Genomic DNA, 20,534 nt, shown 5'->3' on the forward strand with positions numbered 1-20,534 from the left:
GGCACCGGGTGGCCGACCTTCTGGCCGGGCGGGTGGCCGTGGGCGAGGTCGTCACCGTCAAGGGCTGGGCCCGCACGAGGCGCGACTCGCGCTCGGGCGGGGGCCTGTCGTTCCTCACCGTGCACGACGGTTCGTGCTTCGACGCCCTTCAGGTGGTGGCCCGGTCGTCGCTGGCCAACTACGAGAGCGAGGTGCTGAGGATCACGACGGGGTGCTCGGTGGTCGTGTCGGGCACGCTGGTCGAGTCGAAGGGCCGGGGCCAGAGCGTCGAGGTCGACGCCGCCGCCGTGGAGGTGGTGGGTTGGGTCGACGACCCCGAGACCTACCCGATCGCCCCCAAGAACCACTCGTTCGAGTTCCTCCGCGAGGTGGCCCACCTGCGGCCCCGCACCAACACGTTCGGGGCCGTGGCCCGGGTGCGCCACACGCTGGCCATGGCCGTCCACCGGTTCTTCGACGAGCGGGGCTTCGCCTGGGTGCATACCCCGATCATCACGGCCAACGACGCCGAGGGGGCGGGGGCCATGTTCCGGGTGTCGACCCTCGACTCGGTGAACCGGGGCCCCGGGGGCCGGCCCGACTGGTCGGAGGACTTCTTCGGGCGCGAGACCCACCTGACGGTCTCGGGCCAGCTGAACGTGGAGGCCTACTGCCTGGCCCTGTCGCGGGTGTACACGTTCGGGCCCACGTTCCGGGCCGAGAACTCCAACACCGCCCGCCACCTGGCCGAGTTCTGGATGGTCGAGCCCGAGATCGCCTTCGCCGACCTCAGCGACGACGCCGACCTGGCCGAGGCCTTGCTCAAGTACCTGTTCCGGGCCGTGCTCGACGAACGGGGCGACGACATGGCCTTTTTCACCGACCGTATCGACCCCGGGGCCGTGGGCCGCCTGGAACGGTTCGTGGACGCCAGCTTCGAGCGCATGGACTACGCCGACGCGGTGACGGCCCTGGAGAAGGCCGTGGCCGGGGGCCGGTCCTTCGAGTTCGCGGTGGGCTGGGGCGCCGACCTGCAGTCCGAGCACGAGCGCTACCTGACCGAGGAGCTCGTGGGCCGTCCCGTGGTCGTCATGAACTACCCCAAGGAGATCAAGGCGTTCTACATGCGGGTCAACGACGACGGCCGCACGGTGGCCGCCATGGACGTGCTCGCCCCCGGCACCGGCGAGATCATCGGCGGCAGCCAGTGGGAGGAACGCCTCGACGTGCTCGACGCCCGCCTCGCCGAGCTGGGCCTCGACCGCGACGCCTACTGGTGGTACCGCGACCTGCGCCGCTACGGCACCGTCCCCCACGCCGGCTTCGGCCTGGGCTTCGAGCGCACGGTCTCCTACGTGACCGGCCTGGCTAACGTCCGCGACGCCATCCCGTTCCCCCGCACCCCCAACAACGCCGACTTCTGACCCGTAGGGCCGGCCACCCGGACGGGAGCCTCGGCCCGGCCACCTACCATTGACCGTATGCCCCATGACGCCCTGGTCGATGCCCGGGGGCGGGTGGTGACCGACCTGCGGGTGTCGCTCACCGACCGGTGCAACTTCCGGTGCACGTACTGCATGCCGGCCGAGGGGCTGCCGTGGCTGGCGGGGGACGAGCTGCTTACCGGCGCCGAGATCGAGCGGCTGGTGCGGCTGTTCGTCGGCTTCGGCGTTCGGGAGGTGAAGCTCACCGGCGGGGAGCCGACCCTGCGGCCCGAACTGGTCGAGATCGTGGGGCGGCTGCGGGCCACCGACGCCGGCCTCGACCTATCTCTGACCACCAACGGCGTGCGCCTCGACCGGCTGGCCGGCCCGCTACGGGCCGCGGGCCTCGACCGGGTGAACGTGTCGTGTGACTCGTTGCTGCGCCACCGGTTCGAGCAGATGACCCGCCGGGACGCCCTTGACCGGGTGCAGGCCGGACTGCGGGCGGCCGACGCCGCCGGCTTCGCCCCCATCAAGGTCAACTGCGTGGTCGTGGGCGGCACCAACGACGACGAGATCGTCGACTTCGCCCGGCTGGCCCGGGCCACCGGCTACGACGTGCGGTTCATCGAGTACATGCCCCTCGACGCCGACCGGGCCTGGGAGCGGTCCAAGGTCGTGCCCTCGGCCCACGTGAAGGCGGCCATAGAGGCCGAGTTCGCACTGGTGGCCCGTGGCCACGGCCCCGAGCCCGCCACCACGTTCGACTTTGCCGACGGGGCGCCGGGCTCGGTGGGGTTCATCGCCTCGGTCACCGAGCCGTTCTGCGCGACCTGCAACCGGGCCCGGCTGACGGCCGAGGGCCAGTTCCGAACCTGCCTGTTCTCCCTCACCGAGACCGACCTGCGGGCCCCGCTGCGGGCCGGGGCCAGTGACCCCGAGTTGGCCGCCTTGGTGGCCGACGCGGTGTGGGCCAAGTGGGACGGCCACCGCATCAACCACCCCGACTTCGTGCAGCCCGCCCGCCCCATGTCCGCCATCGGCGGCTGACCCGCCGGGCGACCGGTGACCGGGCGAAGAGCCTTGGGCCAGTTTCGGGACCCGACCTCGTTCGCAGGGCATCGGGTGACGCCCGAGGCGTGATGCTTGGCGTTACTTTGGGGTCGACCTCGAGCTGGCTGGCGGCCAGCCGCGAACGGGTAACGCGACGATAACGCGACGATAACGGGCGATCCGTACAGTGGCAGGCATGGTGCGTCCTGGGAGCTGGACTAGGCCAGCGGGAGCGAGTCAGAGTCTCGCCTGGGTGATCGCCGGAGAGCCCGGCAGTAGGCCCAGTAGGTCGTGCATGGTCGGGCTGGGCCGCCTCTCCGAGGGAGCAAGCGTCCGGGCCGTAGGGCTACCTACGAGCCGCTCGGGGGAGAGGACTCGCGTCCTGTGACCCTGTCTGTCGACACACCACCGGGTTCGGCGCCCGCTCAGCCTGAGCCGCGCCCATCCCCGCGTTCGCGCCGCCCCTGGGCGGCCTGGGCCGGTGTCCTGGCTGTGACGTTCAGCGGGGTCGTCGGGAGCAACCTGTTCGGCGTTCGCGACTTCTTCTGGGAGCCGGTCACGCCCCCGCCCGCCGCCCCAGCGGCAGGGCGTGCCGCCGTCGCCGCCCCCGCCCATCCGGCCGTGGCTGAGCCCACCCAGCTCCGCTCTCAGCCCTGGTGGCAGGACGTGACGACGGTCGAGGGTACGGGCACGGCGACTGCCTCGCCTTTCACGGTAGTCCCCAATGCCGTTCAGTGGCGCATCAAGGGCACGTGCCAGTCCGGCCGCCTCGTGGTCGTCGCTGCGGGGCACCGCCGGCCCATCGTCGACGCTCCCTGCACCGGCGAGGTCACCGGGTTCGGCACCACCTCCGGCCCGGTTGCGCTGCAGGTAACCGCCGACGGCCCGTGGCGGCTGGCCGTGGCGCAGCAGATCGACTCGCCGCTGGTCGAGCCGTCGCTGCCAGCGATGGCGGCTCCGGGAGCGGTCGTCGTTGGGCGCGGCTCCTTCTACGGCATCGACAAGACCGGTGTCGGCACGGTCACCATCTTCCGCCAGGCGGACGGGAAGTACTCGCTGCGGCTCGACGACTTCTTCGTAAGTCCGACCGCCGACCTCGAACTCCGGCTCAGCACCCTTGAAGCTCCCAAGACCTCCCAGGAGTACCTGAACAATGGCTCGTCAGAGTTGGTCGTCATGATGGATGTCACCGCCGGGTCTCTTAACTACCCAGTGCCGGAGGGCATCGATCCGACGAAGTACAAGTCCGTCGTCATCTGGTGCGCGCCGATCCTCAGCGCCTACGCCGCCGCTTCGTTGGAGGGGGTGAGATGAGCACCACGCTGCCCCCGCCCACCGCCACCGTCCCGCTGGCCGAAGCCCCCCGCAAGCTTCCCCGTACCGTCACCATCCGAGGCGAGCAGGTCCCGGTCATCTTCCCTAAGTGGGGCGACCCACGGCTGAAGCTCACGGCCACCATCTGGACGATCACGATCCTCGGCTTGACCGTCCTCAGCTTCAAGGTTTCCATCCCCCAGATCGCTGTCACCGTGCTCCTGTGCGGCCTGATGGAGATGGTGTACCTGTTCCACAAGGACAGGGTGCTGGCATGGCCGGCCAGCGCCCTACAGACGGGCATCAGCTGCGCCTTCATCTTCAGGGTCTCCGGGACCCAGCACGGCGACTGGTGGAGCGTAAACGGCCTGCACTACTTCGTGTTCGTGGCGCTCATCTCCCTGCTCCCCAAGTACCTGATCCGCCACAACGGCCGGCACATCTTCAACCCGTCGAACATCGGCCTGGCGTGGGCACTCCTGCTCATCGGGCCGAGCCACGTCTTTTCCGAGCACCTGTGGTGGGCCCCCCTTGGCGCGCCGATCCTGGTGGCCTTCGGCGTCATCCTCACCGGCGCCTTCTTCCTCCTGCGCCAGGTGAAGATGATCAAGATGGCCGCCACCTTCATGGCGACCATCTCCGTGCTCATCGCCCTGTTCGCGTTGTTCGGGCGCAGTTACTGGGCGACCTGGCACGACGGGCCGGTCGGGGGCAGTTTCTACTGGCTGACGGTCGCCCTGTCGCCTGAGATGCTGATCTTCGCCTTCTTCATGATCACCGACCCGCAGACGGCTCCCAAGGTCAGGATCGCCCGGTACATCTACGCCGTGCTCACCGCTGTGGTGTGTGCCGGCCTGATCCTTCCGCAGACGACCGAGTTCGGCATCAAGGTGGCGATCCTTTCCTCGCTCGTGCTGACCACCGCCTTGACGCCCACCATCGACCGGTTCGGCAAGCGGCTCGAGGCGAAGCGCTCGGGCGATGCCGACGCCATCGCGGCCGCCGCCCCGGCGGCCGCTTGGCCCCGTCGGCTGGCCACGGCTGCCCGCAACCCCGTCTTGGTACTGATCACGGTGATCGCCTTGGCCGCGCCCGTCAACACGCTGCTTCTCAGCCGTGACGGCAACGTAGAGCTCATCGAGCGAGGGCTGACAACCCGAGTCGTGCAATAGCGGTGGACGGATCCCTGGCGGTTCGCACCGGGGGCGGGCGCCTCCGGTGGATGGTCAGCTACGCCACGATCATCGGGGTCGGCCTGCTGGCCATTGCGACTTCCCTCCACTTCGGGAGGAACATCGAGCTCCCGCCACTGGCGGCACCGCTGGTGGCTGTGGCCGGCGGGGCGGAGACCTGCCTAGGTGACCGCGTCGCCACCTTGCAGTCGGGCCAGTTCGTCGACTTTTACGTGCCCGGGCCCCCGGGGGCGGAGGCGATCGAGGACCAGCTTGGAGCCCGGCTCGGACGAGCTCGGATCGATCGCCAGACCGGCCTGGGGGTGTTTCGCGGTATGTGCCGGGGGGGCACCGCCCTGGCCGGGCAGGGCTACCAGGCCGAACTCGTCGTTGCTCGCTCCGGCGGTGTCGCTGGGACCTTGGTGGCCGACGGCCAACCGCTGCGATTGGCCATGGCGTCCGTCGATCCGGCCCCCGGCCCCTCCGGCGGCGAGCCAGGGATCGAGCCGCTCACCCCCAGTGAGGTCGTCGCCCGGTCGCTGCTGGCCGTGGCTATGGTCCTGCTCGCCGCCCGCGCCGTGGGCTTCCTCTTGGCGTCGCTCCACCAGCCTCGCGTGATCGGGGAGATCGCCGCGGGGATCATGCTCGGCCCCAGCCTGCTGGGTGCGTTCTTTCCCGAGGTCACCGCCTACCTGTTCCCGTCCGAGGTCATCGGGGTCCTCCGGGTCATGGCCCAGTTTGGCCTGATCTTCTTCATGTTCCTCATCGGCCTCGACTTGGAGATCAAGCACGTCCGCCAGGCCGGGCACCTCGCCGTACTGGTCAGCCACGTGTCGATCATTGCGCCCTTTGCCATGGGATCGCTGTTGGCGCTGGCTCTGTACCCGGTCCTCGGGAGCGGGACCTATCCCGGGTTCGCCCTTTTCATGGGGACAGCCATGGCGATCACAGCGTTCCCGGTGCTGGCCCGGATCCTCACCGACACCGGGCTAAGTCGCACGCGGCTGGGCGCGCTGGCCATCACCTGTGCCGCGATCGACGACTTCACTGCCTGGTGCTTGCTGGCCGTTGTCGTCAGCATCGCCCAGTCCACGGGTGCGGTGGACGTGCTGGTCACGACCGCATTGGCGGTCGGTTTCGTGGCCCTGATGCTCCTCGTCGTGCGACCACTGCTCCTGCCCCTGGAGCCCATGTACCTCCACAGGCCCGAGCGGCGGCGCCCGATCCTGGCCGCGCTGATCTGCGGGCTACTGCTCGCGGCCTGGGCTACGGAGATGATCGGCATTCACGCCATCTTCGGGGCCTTCATCTTCGGGGTGAGCGTTCCCCGAGCAGTGGTCATGCGGGAAGCGATCACCCAACGGCTCGAAGACCTCACGGTCCTATTCTTGTTGCCGATCTTCTTCGCTGTGGTAGGCCTCTCGACCCGGTTCGGGATGCTGGACCAGTGGTTGCACTGGCTCATCGCTGCGGCTGTCGTCGCCGTCGCCGTCGCCGGCAAGTGGGGCGGTTCGGCGGTGGCCGCCCGGGTTATGGGAGTCGATTGGTGCAATGCCAGCGCCCTCGGCGTGCTGATGAACACCCGGGGCCTTACCGAGTTGGTCATACTCACCATCGGTCGCAGTCTGGGCGTCATCTCCCCAGCGCTGTTCGCCGTCATGGTGATCATGGCGCTGGTCACCACGCTCATGGCCACGCCCATCCTGTCCCGGACCTACCTCCCTCATCTGGCGGCTCAGCCAGAGCTGGCCAGCCCTCGCGGCGAACCGGTCGGCACGGCCTGACCCTAGAATGCTCGCCCAAGCTGCCGGCCCCGCGCTCAAGGCCGATCAGGTCGTGGCGTTCGTGCTTCTCAACCTGTTCGTCATCCTGGTGGCCGCCCGCCTGGTGGGGACTCTCTTCGAACGGCTCAAGCAGCCGAGGGTGGTTGGTGAGATATCCGCCGGCGTGCTGCTGGGCCCGACCTTCCTGGGCCCGGCGGTATTCACCTGGAGCGACCCGCCCAAGTTCCTCCACTGCGCCGATGCCCTCGGGGCCAGTGGCGCCGTGCCCAGCATCACGACCTGCCTGTTCCCTCCGCAGGCCCGATCGGCGCTCGGCATCCTGGGTCAGCTCGCCCTCACCCTGTTCATGTTCATCGTTGGCCTCGAGCTCAACCTGGGGCGGACCAACGGCCGGCGGCGGGGGATCGCCACGGTGGCGGTGGGTGTGGTGGCGGTCCCGATGGCCCTTGGGTTCGTGATCGCGCCGATGCTCTACGACTCCAGGTTCGTCGGCATGTTCGGCACGCCGGCCCAGCCGTCACGCCTGGCGTTCGCCCTGATGGTGGGAGCGATGCTGTCGGTGACGGCGGTCCCAGTGATGGCCCGGATCCTGCAGGAAAAGGGGCTCACGCAGACGACAATGGGCTCGGTTGGGGTTGCTTCCGCGGCGTTGACCTCGGTGCTGATGTTCCTGGCCGTGGCCACGGCCACGGCCGCCTCCCGCAATGCTTCCGGCGGCGAGATCGCTACCAAGTACCTGCTCTCCGCCGTCTACCTGGCCGTCATCTTCGTTCCCGTTAGGCGCCTCCTCAAGAGAATGGCACGGCGCTACGAACTGGCAGGGGTGCTTACACCCACGATGTTCGCCGGCGTCCTGACGCTGGTGTTCGCCTCCTCCTACGTTGCCGACCGCTTGGGGCTCACTGTCATCGTGGGTGCGTTCGTGGTGGGCGTGATCGTCGAGCCCCGCCGGGCGATGTTCCGGGAGTTCCACAGCCGGCTCCAGGACGTCACGGCCATCGTCCTTCTCCCGGTCTTTCTGGCCTTCTCCGGCCTGAACACCGACTTCACCAAGCTCGGCGCCTCGTTTGTCCCCGGACTCACCGTGTTCCTGCTTGCGGGGATCGTGGGCAAGTGGGCCGGAGGGGCAGTGTCCGCCCGCCTTGGGGGCCTAAGCTGGGCGGAGGGCAACGTCATCGGGGTCTTGATGAACTGCCGGGGCCTGCTTGTTCTCGTCGTTGCGCTCATCGCCTTTAACGCGGGTGTGATCTCGGGCCAACTCCAGGTCGCAGCCGTGTTGATGGCGCTGATCACGACGATGATGACCGGGCCGCTGTTCGACCGCTTCATGCGGAAGATCCCCGGCGATGCCCCCGACGAGGGCGAGAGGGAGGCCCCGCGAGGCCAGGCCAGGCCGCGCCTGCCTGAAACCCGGATCCCAGGGTGAGGGGGCAGGGCCGGGCCGTGCTCCCCATCCCCGGGCCAGCTCGCTGGCGCTCGCGTGGGCGACCGGTTACCGGGCGAAGAGGCGGGAGCGGGCCACCCCGGCGGTGTGCAGGCGGTAGCGGCCCATGGTCCACAGGGTGGACAACCCGTAGCGGATGTTGGCCCGCATGGACGTCGAGGACGCGTCGGCGTGGTAGCGGGTGTGGATCGGCACCTCGACCACCCGCTGGCCCAGGGCCACGGCCTGGGCGATGATCTGGCTGTCGAAGACGAAGTCGTTGGAGTTGCGCAGGAAGGGCACCGTCTCGAGGAAGCTGCGCGAGTAGGCCCGGTAGCCGGTGTGCAGCTCGCTGAACGAGGTGCCCAGCATGGCGTTCTCGATGGCCGTGAGGGCCTTGTTGGACACGAAGCGGTAAAGGGGCATCTTGCCGGCCCGGGCACCCCCGGGGATGAGCATACGGCTGCCCAGCACGATGTCGGCCTCGCCCCGCTGGATGGGGGCGATGAGGTCGGGGATCAGGGCGGGGTCGTACTGGCCGTCGGGGTGGAGCATGACGACGATCTCGGCCCCGAGGCGCAGGGCCTCGAGGTAACAAGTCTTCTGGTTGCCGCCGTAGCCGACGTTGTGGGGCAGCCCGATGGTTCGTATGGGCAGGCGGGCGGCCACCTCCAAGGTGGCGTCGTGGCTGCGGTCGTCGACCAGCAGGACCTCGTCGACCACGTCACGGGAGATGCCGGTGTAGGTGGCGGCCAGGGTACGGGCCGCGTTGTAGGCCGGCATGGCCACCAGGACGTGGCACCGACGGCTCTCCGCGGCCGGGGCGACGGCCGGCTCGGTGATGGGGTTGGCCACGTCCCCCATCATGGCCCGTCCCGGTCCCCAGGCGAAAGCGCGATCGCATCTCCGGGCGGCACTACGTGAGGAAGCTGAGGCCCACGATCAGTGCGATCAGCCAGGCCAGCACCCACACCGCGGACACGGCGATGATGCCCACGTACACCCCGAAGGGCACCCGGTCGACCCACTCGCGCAGCGACGTGGGCCGGGGTTGGTCCCGGAAGCGCTCCCGGCCGTAGCCGCCGGCACCCCCGCCGGCGTGGTCGGCGCCCGGCACGGTCAGCGCCCCCATCCCCTTGAGGGCGACCCACAGGGCCAGGCCCACGACCACGGCGGCCACGGGCACGAGCACGAGGATCACGGCGGCCCGGCCGATGTGGTCGGCGTGGTTGGCGGCACGGTCGTGGGCACCGTGGGCGGCACGGTCGTGGGGATCGGGAACGAGAACGTGGGGGGTGGCCGGCGGGGCTGGGTCACCGGCGGGCGGGTGAGCGGCGGGGCGACGGGCGTCCGAGGTGCGGTCGTGGTCGGCGACGGGCCGGTGGTGGGCGGGGCGGGTGCCGGCGACTCGAACAGCGGGGCCGGGGGAGGGGCGGTGGTGGGTGGCGGCGCGGGCTGGACGAAGTCGGTCAGGTTGAGAAGGGGGGCGGCCTCGGTCATGTAGGCCTTCCACGTGGGGGCCGGCAGGGTGCCGCCGTAGACGCGGGCCAGGCCCTTGACGTTGGTCAGGGGCCGGCGGGAGTCGGAGTAGCCCATCCAGATGGCCGTCGAGAGCTGGGGGGTGTAACCCACGAACCAGGCGTCACCGAAGTCCTCGCTCGTGCCCGTCTTGCCGGCGGTCCCGTTGGGCCGACCGATGTCGGCCCCCGTCCCCGTCCCGGCGCTGATCGTACGGGCCAGGACCTGGTTGACCTGGTCGGCCAGGGGCTGGGCCAGCACCTGGCGGCCCTTGCGGTTCTTCACGTCCTCCAGGACCGTCCCGTCGGGCTCCTCGACCCGGACCACGGGGGAGGGCGCCACCAGAGACCCGCGGTTGGCGAAGGTGCCGTAGGCCGACGCCATGTCGAGGGGGGACACCTCGGCCGCCCCCAGGGTCAGCGACGGCCCGTAGGCCTGGCCGTTGGGCTGCACCCCGTCGGGGCTGATCATCGTCAGGCCCAGGCGGTGGGCGGCCTCGGCCGTGTCCTTGACGCCGACGTCCTGCACGAGCTGGGCGTAGACCGTGTTCACCGACAAGGCCGTGGCCTGGCTGAGGGTCAGGCTGCCGTAACCGGCGCTCTCGACGTTGCTGACGGTGCAGCCCGCCTGGGCGCCGCCCGTGCAGTTGGGGAAGCGGTAGGTCGACGGCCCCGAGTAGACCTTGTCGACGCTGATGCCCTCCTCAAGAGCGCGGGCCAAGGTAATGGGCTTGAAGGCCGAGCCGGGCTGGCGACCAGTGCCGCCGCCGGGGACGCAGAAGGGCTCGCCGTCGCGCGGGGGAGTGGGGTTGGGGCAGTTGCCCAGGGCGAGGTTGACCTCCGAACGGCTGAAGTCGCGCCCTCCGATCAGAGCCCGGACCAGGCCCGTGCTCGGTTCGACCGAGACCAAGGACATCTCCAAGGGGGCGGTCGTACCCCGCAGCGCCTCGTTGACCGCGGCCTCAGCCATGGCCTGGAGCTCGGGGTTGATCGACGTGTACACCTGGAGCCCGCCCCGGTAGACCTTCTCGTCGCCGTAGCGGGCCACCAGGTAGCGGCGGACGTAGTCGACGAAGTAGGGGTGCTCGGACTGCTGGTCGAGGTGGGGGTGGACGACGGTCGCCGGCCCGCTGGGCTCGAAGTTGACGTCGCGCAGGAACAGCCTCTCGGCCACGGCCTCGTCGTGCTGGGCCTGGTTGATGCGGCCCTGGTCGAGCATCTGGCCCAGCACCCTGACCCGCACCTGCTCGGCTCCCGCCGGGTTGGAACGGGGGTCGTTGACGCTCGGGAGCTGGATGAGCCCGGCCAGCAGGGCCGCCTCCGAGATGGTGAGGTCGTTGACCGGCTTGCGGAAGTAGGACTGCGACGCCGCTCCCACCCCGTAGGCCCCGCCCCCGAGGTACACCCGGTCCAGGTAGCGGTAGAGGATCTCGTCCTTGGTCATCTCCTTCTCGACCCGCCGGGCCAGCGCCGCCTCCCGCAGCTTGCGGTCGAGGGTCTTGTCGGGCGTGAGGTAGAGCATGCGGACGTACTGCTGGGTGATGGTCGAGGCGCCCTCGATGTAGCCGCCCCCGGTGATGTCGGCCCAGATGGCTCGGAGGATGGCCCGGTCGTCGACCCCGTTGTGGGAGTAGAAGCGCCGGTCCTCGGCGGCCACGACCGCGTCCTTGAGCACCTGGGGGATGTCCTGCTGGCTGACGGGCAGGCTCAGGTCGAACTCCCGCAGCAGGGCGATCTGGCGGCCCCCCTCGTCGTAGACGCGGGTGATGCCTGAGACCACGGAGGGCCGTTCGTCGGGGAGTGAGCCCGCGAGCAGGCCCTTGTAGGTGCTGTAGAGGATGAGCACGACCACCACGGGGACCAGGACGCCGGCGACCACCGCGGCCAGTGCGATCTTCGCCAGCCACGAACGGCCGTCGCCGTCGTCGCGGCCGTAGCCGTGGGGGTTGCGGTCCCACTGCCCAGCCGGGCGGGGCTGCCACTGGGTGGGGGCCTCGGGCGGGAGCCACTGGGTGTAGCCGGGCTGGGGGGGGCTCAACACGGCTGTGCCGGGCGAGCAGTCGGGAAGTCTGCGTCGTGGAAGTTCATGTGGTGACGGTCGTACCCCTCCGTCGGCGCCGGGTTAACTCCGAACGGGACGTTCCTAACCTACCGCCCCCCGTCGCGCCGGCCCCCGCGCCCTCCACGGGCCGGGCTACGGCCGTTCCAACCGGTCTCGAACGGTGCGGAACCGGTCGAGCGTGCGCAGGTCGTCGAGGTCTGGGTCGCCGTCGACCAGGGCTGTATCCGCGAACCCCAGGTCGCCGGCGCGCGCTAGCCAGTCGAGGGCGGCGTCGCCGTGGCCCGCCCGGGCGTGGCTGCAAGCCAGGTTGTAGGCGATCTCGCCCCGGCCCCCGTCGTCCGACGACGCCAGCGCCCGCTCCCCGGCGGCCACCGCTTCGGCGTAGTGCCCGACGCCGTGGAGGTGGACCGCGAACCGGGCCGCAGCCGCCGCTCCCGGCCCACCGGGCGCCAGCAACCGGTCGGTCAGCTCCCCGGCCAGCCCGGACCGGGCCAGGGCGTCGGCCAGCACGTGGGGGGCCGGGCCCTGGCCACCGGCCTGGTAGCCGGCGACGACGTGGTCGAGGGCCGCGCCGGTCTCGGAGGCGTCGAGGTCGAGGGCGGCCAACAGGAAGGGGTCGGGCGAGTGGCCCGAGGGGAACCGGGCCAGCGTGGCGCGGGCGCCGGCCGCGTCGCCGCCGGCCAGCCGGGACCAGGCCAGCAGTTCGGTGGCCCGGGCCATCACCTGGGCCGAGGGCCGGTCGGCCAGCACGCCCTGGGCGGCCTGGGCGCCGCCCGCCACGTCGCCCGTGCGCATGGCCGCCCACCCCTGGTCGAGCCGCTCGGCCAGTCCCTGGTTGCGCCCGGCCGTGAGCTGGCCCACGTTCATGGCCAGGAAGAAACCGGCGAACAGGGCGCCGAACACGTACCCCTGGGTGTAGGCGAACAGCCCGGCGGCCGCGGCCACGACCGCCGATACCAGGTGGGCGGGGCGCAGGCCGTCGCCTTTGGTGGCCAGTGAGAACAGGGCGGCCGAGACCCGGCCCCCGTCGAGGGGCAGGACGGGGAGCAGGTTGAGCACCGACCAGGCCAGGTTCACCCAGACGACGTCGGTCAGCAGGGCAGCTTCGGTAGTGGACAGGCCCTCGCTGCTGCGGCCCAGCCACAGGGCCGGTAGACCCAGCAGGAGCAGCCCGGTCAGGGGACCGACCAGACTGACCACCAGGTCTCGACGGGGGGAGAGGGCACCATGGGCCGACGTGAGCCCACCCATGCCCTGCAGGACGATCGACGGGCTCTGGCCGAACCAGCGGAAGGCCACGGCGTGGCCCAGCTCGTGGAGGAGCACCGAGCCGGTGACGATCAGGACCCACGTGACCAGCAGTGCACCGCTGCGCGCCCCCAGGCCCAGCAGGACGGCCACGAGCAGGAAGGTGACCTCGATGCGGACAGGGATGCCCCTGATCCGGAAGCTGAGACCGTGGCCCACGGCCGCTCAGGCTAGGTGGCGGGGGTAGGAGCGGCCGCCGTGGTAGTCAGCGCCCGAGGAACCGGCGCCACATGGGCTTGCGCCGCTCGGTGCGGCTCATCTCCTCGAGGATCTCGCGGCCGGCGGCGTTGACGATGTCCTCGGCCGCGTCGAGCAGCTCAGCCGCGCCCTGGCCCAGACCGGGAGGCTCCTCGGGGGTGGGCGGGGTGATGAGCGACCCGTACGTCCAGTTGACGTCGGCCATGCGCAGCTCGAAACCCTCGCAGTTCTCGGGGCAGCGCCATGGAGCCTCGGGGGCCAGGTCGAGGTTGCACTTACGGACGGTCTCGCCCGTGCGGTAGGTGCGGGTCTCGTAGTTCTTGCAGTCGGTGCGCATCGGCATAGCCCGGCCATTTTCCCACGGCCGGGCCGGTATGCGGGGGGCGGGCGCGCACCCGGCGGTAATTCGGTTGACGTACGGGCCGATGGGGGGCACCATGGGGCCGGAGCCATGGGAAGCGGCTCCCCGTCCACCACGGGCGGCATCACGAGCGAGAGGTAGCCAGTGACCGGTCAGGCGTATCAAGGCAAGCCGTGGGTTTGCGTTGGCCTCACCGCGCTCACGGGCGAGGCCATGGGTTCGTGCATTACCACCGTGTCGTCGTTCCGCGACGACCACGTGAACGGGTGGCTGATGGGCACGGGAGAAGATCCCCCGGGATAGATCTCCGACTCCTTCTTCGAAGAAGTGCCCAAAGGCCGCCGGGAACCCCCGGCGGCTTTTTCGTTTCCGTACAACAGAGAGGGCAGAGCGATGCTCGCCGAGAGGTGGGAACAAGACGAGGAGACCGTAAGAGAGCTGGCCCTGTGCCGCGACGGCACGGGGGAGCTCACCGCGCTTTTCTTCTCCGAGCAGCTCGACGACATCGCCCGTGCCAAGGCGGTCTGTGGGGAGTGCCCGGTGCGGGAGGCGTGCTTCGAGGGGGCCCTGGCCCGCCGCGAGCCCTACGGGGTGTGGGGCGGGCGCCTGTTCTTCAAGGGCAAGGTGCTGGCCTTCAAGCGGCCCCGGGGACGCCCGCCCAAGAACGCCCCGGCGGCCATGACCGCCTGAGCTCCCGGCGGACCGGCACGGGCCGGTCCGCCGGCAGGCGTCCTCGGGGGCGACCCTGATGGCTGGCCGGGGCGTGGGTCCCGGCTGGCCTGGGGTGCGGCGGTCGCCCCCGCAATCGGCACCGTAAGGCCAACGGGTGTCGGGCGGGGGTCCGCCCGCGGGCCGGGCGGTGAACGGCCGATGAACCCTGGGGTGCGTCTCGTTACGGCCGCCTCCTGGCCGGGTAGGCCGAGGGGATGGCCCAGGACAACCCACCCCAGGACGAGCAGCTCGAGCAGGTCGACCGCAAGCTGGCCGAGGCTGAGGAGGCGGCTGAGGATATGGGCGGCGAGCTCGGGGACTTCGGGGACCTGACCGGCCCCCGCTACCACGAGAGCGGTGACCGGCGCTCACAGGAGCTCGACGACCAGACCATCACCCCGCCCGGTTGACCAGCCGGCTACGGGCAGCCCGGCTGGCCGGGCACCACGGGCCGGAAGGACACCGACCACTGCGACCCGCCGAAGACCCAGGGCGTGCGGGCGTTGGCCTGCTGGAGGGCGCCCAGGAGCACGGGCACGTCGGCGCCCTCCACGAGGGTGCACGGCCAGTTGCCGGCTGTGGCCGGGGCCGCCGCCAGCGGCCAGGGGGCCGGCGTCTGAGGGATCTCGGGCTCGGGGGTGTAAGGCCCGACGACGACCACGGCCACCTCCGAGGGCGCCCACAGCTCCTCGCCCGGGGGCAGGGCGTTGACGGCGTCGACGAGCTCGCTGAGCGCCCGGCGGTTGGCGACCTGGGCATCGGTGAGCCCCGGGCCCTCGTCGGCTATCCCCAGGGCGTTGGCCGAGTGGGCGAAGGACCTCCCGTTGGCCTCGATCGTCACCGTGGTGTCGGGGGCGTCGGCCACCGGGGGACGGCCGAAGTCGACCGGCCCGGCCAGCAACCCCAGACGGTCGGCCTCGGCCACCAGGCGGTCGACCTGGGCCGCACCGATCTTCACTGACTGGAGGGCGGCGATGGCCGGGCCCGGGTAGATGGCCAGCACCGGGGCGGGGGTGAGCACCGTGCCGTCGCCCATCACGGTGGCGATGGGCACGTTGCCCAGGGCCACGTCGACCGGGACGAACCCCCCGGCCACCGTGACCTGGATGACCACCTCGTCGGCCCCCTGGGGGCGCGAGGGCGAGGAACCGACGGTCTCGTCCCCACTGCCGCAGGCGGTGGCGACGAGGGCGAGCCCGGCGATGAGGGCGGGGATCCTGAGCGTCATGGCTGTTGGACGGCGGGCCGAGCCCGCAGGTTCCCGGGTGCGGGGTAGAACATACGTTCGCCTGAGGGGGTAGGATGGTCGGCCGTGGCCCCTCCCGGCGAACTGCGCTGGCCCCTGGCCCCCGGCGCCCGGACGGGCGGCGGGACGGGCGACCCAGCCGGCGAGGAGGGCCAGGGCGCCCTGTTCGAGGGGGTGGAGCGCCACGTCGGCAGAGGCGAGTACCGGGGCATGGAGTTCCTCCACGTCAACGCCCGGCGCATCGTCAACGAGGTGCCTGCCGCCTCCCGCGTGCCCTTCCGCTTCACGATCAATGCCTACCGCGGATGCTCCCACGCGTGCACCTACTGCCTGGCGCCGGCGACGCCGGTCCTCATGGCCGACGGTCACACCCGCCCGATCAGCGCCCTCCGAGTGGGCGACGCCGTCGTGGGCACCGCCCCCGACCGAAGGCGCCGACGGCTGGTCGCGACCGTGGTCCGGGCCCACTGGGAGACGGTCGAGACCGCGTACCGCGTCACCCTCGAGGACGGCACCGCGCTGGTGGCCGGCGGGGACCACCGGTTCCTCACCGAGGCGGGCTGGGGGTACGTCACCGCCGCCGAGAAGGTCGAGGGCCACCGCCCGCACCTGACGACGTCGAGCGCGTTGCTCGGGCCCGGGGAACCGGAGCGGGCCGGTGCTGACAGCGGGGCCGTCCTCGGGAGGACCGTCGAGGGCGGGGCGGGGCGCCGGGTCGTGGCCGTCGAGGCCCTCGGGGCCCGGATGCCCATGTACGACATCACGACGGGCACCGGTGACTTCGTGGCCGACGAGGTCGTGAGCCACAACTGCTTCGCCCGACCTACCCACGAGTTCCTAGGGCTCAACGCGGGCGACGACTTCGAGCGCCGCATCGTCGTCAAGGTCAACGCCGTGGAGCGGCTGCGGGCCGAGCTGGCCCCGTCACGCTGGGCTGGCCACCACATCGCCATGGGGACCAACACCGATCCTTACCAGCGGTGCGAGGCCAAGTACCGCCTCACCCGGGGCATCGTCGGCGAGCTGGTGCGGGCCGCCAACCCGTTCTCGGTGCTCACCAAGTCGTCGCTGGTGCTGCGCGACCTCGACGTGATGGCCGAGGCCGCCCGGGCCGGGCTGGTCAGGGTCAACTTCTCGATCGGCACTCTCGACGACGAGGTCTGGAAGCTCACCGAGCCGGGCACCCCCCACCCCCGGCGCCGGGTGGAGGCCATGGCCCGGCTGGTGGAGGCGGGCGTGCCGTGCGGGGTGCTGGTGGCCCCGGTGCTGCCAGGGCTGTCCGACGGGCCCGGCTCGCTCGAGGAGGTAGTGAGGGCGTGCGTGGCCGCCGGGGCCGCCTCGGTCACCCCGATCCTGCTCCACCTGCGGCCCGGCGTACGTGAGCACTATGTGGCCTGGCTGGCAGGGGCCCGTCCCGACCTGGTGGCCGAGTGCGAGCGCCTCTACCCGCGCGCCTACGCCCCCAAGGCCCGCCAGGAGGCGCTGGCCCGCTACGTGGCCGACCTGGTGGCTCGCCACGGGGGCCACCCGCCATCGCCCGGTAGCCGCCGCTCGGCCCCCCGCCCGCGGCCGGTGGGTGGCCGCCCGGCTGCTGGAGCTGGCCGGACGGTTCCCCACCAGCTCGGGTTGGGACTGTGACGCCCCTGTTCAGCCGGGCACCTTCGTTCCTAGGATCCCGGTATGGCTGACCAGGAGATCATGGACCCCAACGTCCGCTACCTAGCCGAGGAGATCGCCGAGAACCACGCCGACGGGCTGCTGAGCAGGCGGGAGGCGATGCGCCGGCTCGGGTACCTGGGGGTCACGGTCATGGGGGCGTCGGCCCTGCTGGCGGCCTGTGGCGGCGGCGGCGGCGAGGGCGCGGCCGACGACCCCACGGCCCCCGCCACCGAGACCACTTCGGCTGACAGCCCGACCCCGGGTGGTGGCCAGACCGCGCCGGCGGCCCCCCCGACCACGGGCGCCCCCTTGCCCGTCGAGGACATCACCTACCCGGGGCGGGGGACCACGCTCCTGGGGGTGTTCGCGGCGGCTGCCTCGCCCAAGGGGGCCGTCCTGGTGATCCACGAGAACCAGGGCGTCACGCCGTTCGTGCGCTCCATGGTGGGCCGCCTGGCCGGCAGTGGCTACAGCGCACTGGCCGTCGACCTGCTGTCGGCCCAGGGGGGCACGGCGACGTTCACCGATCCCGCCACCATCGGGCCGGCGCTCACGGCCAATGCCACCGACCGCTCGGTCGACGACATGAAGTCGAGCCTCACCGAGCTGGCCCGGCGCACGCCGGGCGCCAAGCTGGCGGCCATCGGGTTCTGCTTCGGCGGCGGCATGGTGTGGGAGCTGCTCAAGGCGGGCGGGTCACCGGAGCTGGCCGCCGCCATCCCGTTCTACGGCCAGGCCAACAACCCCGACTTCGCCCGCACCGACGCCGCCGTCCTGGCCGTCTACGCCGAGAACGACGCCCGCGTCAACGCCAACCAGCCCGTGGTCAAAGCTGCCCTGGAGTCGGCCTCGGTCACCCACGAGGTCCGGACCTTCCCGGGCGTCAACCACGCCTTCGTGCGGTCGATCGACGACCCCACCGCCGGCCCGGCCCACACCCAGGCCCAGGCCGCCTTCGGCGCAATGCTCGCCTGGTTCGACCGCCACCTCCGCTAAGGCCAGGCCGGCTGGCCGGTGGTCCCCGTCAGGCGGGAGGCGGGGGGGCCAGGCCTCGCAGCAGCGCCTGGCAGAGGCGGCGACGATGGGCATCCACGTCGGCCACGAAGCCGAGCGAGCGCATGGTCAGCGAGACGAGCCCGTGCAGAGAGGCCCACAGCTGCTGGGCGACGTCGACGGGATCGCCGTCGGCCACGGCCCCGGCGGCCATGGCCCGGCGGACGTGGGCGACCAGTTCACCGAAACAGTCCGAGGCGTGGCCCCAGGCCGCGGGCGAAGGCTCGTAGCCGTCCACCGACCGGTCGAACATCACCGAGTAGGTGGCGGGCCGGGCCATGGCGAAGGCCCAGTAGGCCTCGCCGCAGGCTGCCAGTGCAGCCCCGGCGTCGGTGTCGTCGACCCCTCGGAGCGCCCGGGCCAGGTCGTCGAAGCCCCGCACGTAGAGCCGGTCGACTATGCCGTTCTTGCCGTCGAACCGGTTGTAGACGGACATGGGGGCCACCCCCGCTTCGGCGGCGATGCGGCGCACCGACAGTGCCCCCGGGCCGAAGGCGGCCAGGATCCTCTCGGCCGCGTCGACCAGGGCCGCCTCCACCTCGACGCTCGGTGTGCGTGAGCCCATGCTTGACGATTCTAGCACACCGACCTACACTCGTAGAACGGCGTGCTACACGGTTCGAGAGGGGAGAAGCCCGAGGTGAACGAACAGACCATCCACCGCAAGCGGTGGGCCATCCTCGGGGTGCTCAACCTCAGCGTGTTCCTGGTCGTCGTCGACAATACGATCGTCAACGTCGCCCTGCCGACGCTGTCGCGCGAGCTCGACGCCACCACCAGCGACCTGCAGTGGATCGTCGACGCCTACAGCCTGGCCTTCGCCGGCCTGCTGCTGGCCTTCGGCAGCCTCGGAGACCGGTTCGGCCGCAAGGGGGCGCTGCAGCTCGGGCTCGTGCTGTTCGTGATCTTCTCGATGGCCGCCGCCTTCTCCACCTCGACGGCCCAGCTCATCGCCGCCCGGGCGGCCATGGGCGTAGGGGCGGCCTTCGTGTTCCCGGCCACGCTGGCCATCCTCACCAACGTGTTCCGCGACCCCTCCGAGCGGGCCAAGGCCATCGGCATCTGGGCGGGCACGGCTGGCCTGGCCGTGGCCCTCGGGCCCATCTCAGGCGGCTGGTTGCTGGAGCACTACTGGTGGGGCTCGGTGTTCTTCGTCAACCTGCCGATCGTGGCCTTCGCCCTGGTCAGCGGCGGCCGCCTGCTGCCCAAGTCGAAGGACCCCAACGCCGGGCGCCTCGACCCCGTCGGTCTGGCCACCTCGGTGGCGGCCATCACCGTGCTGGTGTTCACGGTCATCGAGGCCCCCCACTACGGCTGGGGCTCCCCGGCCACTGTTGGGGGGTTCGTGGCCGCGGCCGTCCTGCTGGTGGGCTTCGTGCTCTACGAGCGGCGGCGCACCGACCCCATGCTCGACGTGGCGGTGTTCCGCAACCGGCGGTTCAGCGCGGCCAGCGTCTCGATCGCCGTCGCCTTCTTCGCCCTGTTCGGCTTCGTGTTCCTCATCACCCAGTACTTCCAGCTCGTGCGGGGTTACTCGACGCTGACGGCCGGCATCCACACGCTGCCCTTCGCTTTCGGGGCCGGCATCTCCTCGCCCCTGGGGGCGCAACTGGCACTGCGGCTGGGCACCAAGGCGGTCGTGGCCACCGGCCTGGCGCTCATGGCTGTCGGCTTCGTGTGGGCCACGACGGTAGTGGCCGACACCGCCTACTGGGGGCCGGTGGTCGGCTCCATGCTGTTCATCGCCTTCGGGCTGGGCATGACCACGGCCCCGGCCACCGAGGCCATCATGGGCTCGCTCCCCAGGGCCAAGGCGGGTGTGGGGTCGGCCATGAACGACACCACTCGCGAGCTGGGCGGCACCTTGGGCGTGGCCGTGCTCGGTTCGGTGTTCAGCTCGGTGTACGGGCCCAAGGTCGTCGAGCTGCTCCAGGGCGCCCCGCTGCCGGCCGCGGCCGTGGCCGCGGCACGCGACTCGGTGGCCGCTGCCCTGGCGGTGGCCGCCCAGGCCCCGGCGGCCGCCCAGGCGGCGATCGTCGAGGCGTCGCGCACCGCCTTCCTCCACGGCATGCACACGGCCTCTTGGGTGGCGGCCGGGGCCGCCGTGGTGGGCGCCGTGCTGGCGGCCGCCTTCCTTCCTGCCCGCCACGTGCCCGCCGTCGACGACCAAGTCGCCGGTGACGTCGCCGGTGAGGTCGCGGGGGACGTCGCCGAGTTGGCCGCCCCGGCCGCGGACAGATAGGCGAACTACATTGTTGTAATCGTCATAC

General features: G+C 71.3%; 18 protein-coding genes. 11 read left to right on the plus strand and 7 right to left on the minus strand.

The window, feature by feature from the left end; genetic code table 11:
• Positions 1 to 8 precede the first annotated feature (8 nt).
• The 6 genes from asnS (at position 9) to AB1673_09100 (ending at position 8,152) form a co-directional block, all read left to right on the plus strand.
• Positions 9 to 1,403 (plus strand): asparagine--tRNA ligase, encoded by a 1,395-nt coding sequence (gene asnS / locus AB1673_09075; GenBank protein MEW6154121.1) that lies wholly within the window; start codon positions 9 to 11, stop codon positions 1,401 to 1,403.
• A gap of 57 nt (positions 1,404 to 1,460) precedes the next feature.
• On the plus strand, positions 1,461 to 2,453 hold the full coding sequence (gene moaA / locus AB1673_09080; GenBank protein MEW6154122.1) for a GTP 3',8-cyclase MoaA: 993 nt from the start codon (positions 1,461 to 1,463) through the stop codon (positions 2,451 to 2,453).
• A gap of 624 nt (positions 2,454 to 3,077) precedes the next feature.
• Positions 3,078 to 3,770: a DM13 domain-containing protein gene (locus AB1673_09085; protein ID MEW6154123.1), complete on the plus strand. Its 693-nt coding sequence runs from the start codon at positions 3,078 to 3,080 to the stop codon at positions 3,768 to 3,770.
• On the plus strand, positions 3,767 to 4,942 hold the full coding sequence (locus AB1673_09090; protein ID MEW6154124.1) for an RnfABCDGE type electron transport complex subunit D: 1,176 nt from the start codon (positions 3,767 to 3,769) through the stop codon (positions 4,940 to 4,942). The genes AB1673_09085 and AB1673_09090 overlap by 4 nt, the downstream gene beginning before the upstream one ends.
• Before the next feature lie 2 nt (positions 4,943 to 4,944).
• Positions 4,945 to 6,726, plus strand: coding sequence for a cation:proton antiporter (locus AB1673_09095; GenBank protein MEW6154125.1), 1,782 nt, complete (start codon positions 4,945 to 4,947; stop codon positions 6,724 to 6,726).
• Positions 6,727 to 6,733: 7 nt separating this feature from the next.
• Positions 6,734 to 8,152 (plus strand): cation:proton antiporter, encoded by a 1,419-nt coding sequence (locus AB1673_09100; protein ID MEW6154126.1) that lies wholly within the window; start codon positions 6,734 to 6,736, stop codon positions 8,150 to 8,152.
• Between the two features lie 66 nt (positions 8,153 to 8,218).
• Here the strand turns inward: AB1673_09100 and AB1673_09105 are convergent, their stop codons facing one another.
• The 5 genes from AB1673_09105 to AB1673_09125 all read right to left on the minus strand — a co-directional run bounded on the left by AB1673_09105 (position 8,219) and on the right by AB1673_09125 (position 13,577).
• Complete coding sequence (locus tag AB1673_09105) at positions 8,219 to 9,016, minus strand: glycosyltransferase family 2 protein (GenBank protein MEW6154127.1); 798 nt, start codon at positions 9,014 to 9,016, stop codon at positions 8,219 to 8,221.
• A gap of 49 nt (positions 9,017 to 9,065) precedes the next feature.
• The gene (locus tag AB1673_09110) at positions 9,066 to 9,350 is read right to left on the minus strand and encodes a hypothetical protein (protein ID MEW6154128.1); all 285 of its coding nucleotides are present in this window, start codon (positions 9,348 to 9,350) and stop codon (positions 9,066 to 9,068) included.
• Entirely contained in the window at positions 9,347 to 11,704 is a 2,358-nt protein-coding gene (locus tag AB1673_09115; protein MEW6154129.1) for a transglycosylase domain-containing protein, read from the minus strand. Before AB1673_09115 ends, AB1673_09110 begins: the two co-directional genes overlap by 4 nt.
• Positions 11,705 to 11,860: 156 nt before the next feature.
• Entirely contained in the window at positions 11,861 to 13,195 is a 1,335-nt protein-coding gene (locus AB1673_09120; GenBank protein MEW6154130.1) for a hypothetical protein, read from the minus strand.
• 46 nt (positions 13,196 to 13,241) lie between these two features.
• Complete coding sequence (locus AB1673_09125; protein ID MEW6154131.1) at positions 13,242 to 13,577, minus strand: hypothetical protein; 336 nt, start codon at positions 13,575 to 13,577, stop codon at positions 13,242 to 13,244.
• Positions 13,578 to 13,988: 411 nt separating this feature from the next.
• Between AB1673_09125 and AB1673_09130 the strand changes: the two genes are divergently transcribed.
• A complete protein-coding gene (locus AB1673_09130) occupies positions 13,989 to 14,285 on the plus strand; it encodes a WhiB family transcriptional regulator (protein ID MEW6154132.1) in 297 nt (98 codons plus the stop codon).
• A gap of 236 nt (positions 14,286 to 14,521) precedes the next feature.
• On the plus strand, positions 14,522 to 14,716 hold the full coding sequence (locus tag AB1673_09135; GenBank protein ID MEW6154133.1) for a hypothetical protein: 195 nt from the start codon (positions 14,522 to 14,524) through the stop codon (positions 14,714 to 14,716).
• A gap of 8 nt (positions 14,717 to 14,724) precedes the next feature.
• On the opposite strand, the gene AB1673_09140 is transcribed toward AB1673_09135, so the two are convergent.
• Complete coding sequence (locus AB1673_09140; GenBank protein MEW6154134.1) at positions 14,725 to 15,534, minus strand: hypothetical protein; 810 nt, start codon at positions 15,532 to 15,534, stop codon at positions 14,725 to 14,727.
• Positions 15,535 to 15,618: 84 nt separating this feature from the next.
• Between AB1673_09140 and AB1673_09145 the strand changes: the two genes are divergently transcribed.
• Together AB1673_09145 and AB1673_09150 are read left to right on the plus strand one after the other, a co-directional pair.
• Positions 15,619 to 17,190 carry a radical SAM protein gene (locus AB1673_09145; protein MEW6154135.1) on the plus strand — a complete coding sequence of 524 codons (1,572 nt, stop codon included), beginning with the start codon at positions 15,619 to 15,621 and terminating at the stop codon, positions 17,188 to 17,190.
• 42 nt (positions 17,191 to 17,232) lie between these two features.
• Entirely contained in the window at positions 17,233 to 18,207 is a 975-nt protein-coding gene (locus AB1673_09150; protein MEW6154136.1) for a dienelactone hydrolase family protein, read from the plus strand.
• Between the two features lie 28 nt (positions 18,208 to 18,235).
• Here the strand turns inward: AB1673_09150 and AB1673_09155 are convergent, their stop codons facing one another.
• On the minus strand, positions 18,236 to 18,829 hold the full coding sequence (locus AB1673_09155; GenBank protein MEW6154137.1) for a TetR/AcrR family transcriptional regulator: 594 nt from the start codon (positions 18,827 to 18,829) through the stop codon (positions 18,236 to 18,238).
• A gap of 75 nt (positions 18,830 to 18,904) precedes the next feature.
• On the opposite strand from AB1673_09155, the gene AB1673_09160 reads away from it, so the two are divergent.
• Positions 18,905 to 20,506, plus strand: coding sequence for an MFS transporter (locus AB1673_09160; protein MEW6154138.1), 1,602 nt, complete (start codon positions 18,905 to 18,907; stop codon positions 20,504 to 20,506).
• Positions 20,507 to 20,534: the final 28 nt, after the last annotated feature.

This window comes from Actinomycetota bacterium (genome assembly GCA_040754375.1).
Lineage (GTDB): Bacteria > Actinomycetota > Acidimicrobiia > Acidimicrobiales > AC-14 > JBFMCT01.

What these genes read in the sequence shown, in the direction of transcription:
- AB1673_09155 (MEW6154137.1), bottom strand. Translation starts at nt 18,829, where the DNA reads ATGGGCTCACGCACACCGAGCGTCGAGGTGGAGGCGGCCCTGGTCGAC.
- AB1673_09090 (MEW6154124.1), top strand. Translation starts at nt 3,767, where the DNA reads ATGAGCACCACGCTGCCCCCGCCCACCGCCACCGTCCCGCTGGCCGAA.
- AB1673_09135 (MEW6154133.1), top strand. Translation starts at nt 14,522, where the DNA reads ATGGCCCAGGACAACCCACCCCAGGACGAGCAGCTCGAGCAGGTCGAC.
- AB1673_09150 (MEW6154136.1), top strand. Translation starts at nt 17,233, where the DNA reads ATGGCTGACCAGGAGATCATGGACCCCAACGTCCGCTACCTAGCCGAG.
- AB1673_09140 (MEW6154134.1), bottom strand. Translation starts at nt 15,534, where the DNA reads ATGACGCTCAGGATCCCCGCCCTCATCGCCGGGCTCGCCCTCGTCGCC.
- AB1673_09105 (MEW6154127.1), bottom strand. Translation starts at nt 9,016, where the DNA reads ATGATGGGGGACGTGGCCAACCCCATCACCGAGCCGGCCGTCGCCCCG.
- moaA (MEW6154122.1), top strand. Translation starts at nt 1,461, where the DNA reads ATGCCCCATGACGCCCTGGTCGATGCCCGGGGGCGGGTGGTGACCGAC.
- AB1673_09125 (MEW6154131.1), bottom strand. Translation starts at nt 13,577, where the DNA reads ATGCCGATGCGCACCGACTGCAAGAACTACGAGACCCGCACCTACCGC.
- AB1673_09100 (MEW6154126.1), top strand. Translation starts at nt 6,734, where the DNA reads ATGCTCGCCCAAGCTGCCGGCCCCGCGCTCAAGGCCGATCAGGTCGTG.
- AB1673_09130 (MEW6154132.1), top strand. Translation starts at nt 13,989, where the DNA reads ATGCTCGCCGAGAGGTGGGAACAAGACGAGGAGACCGTAAGAGAGCTG.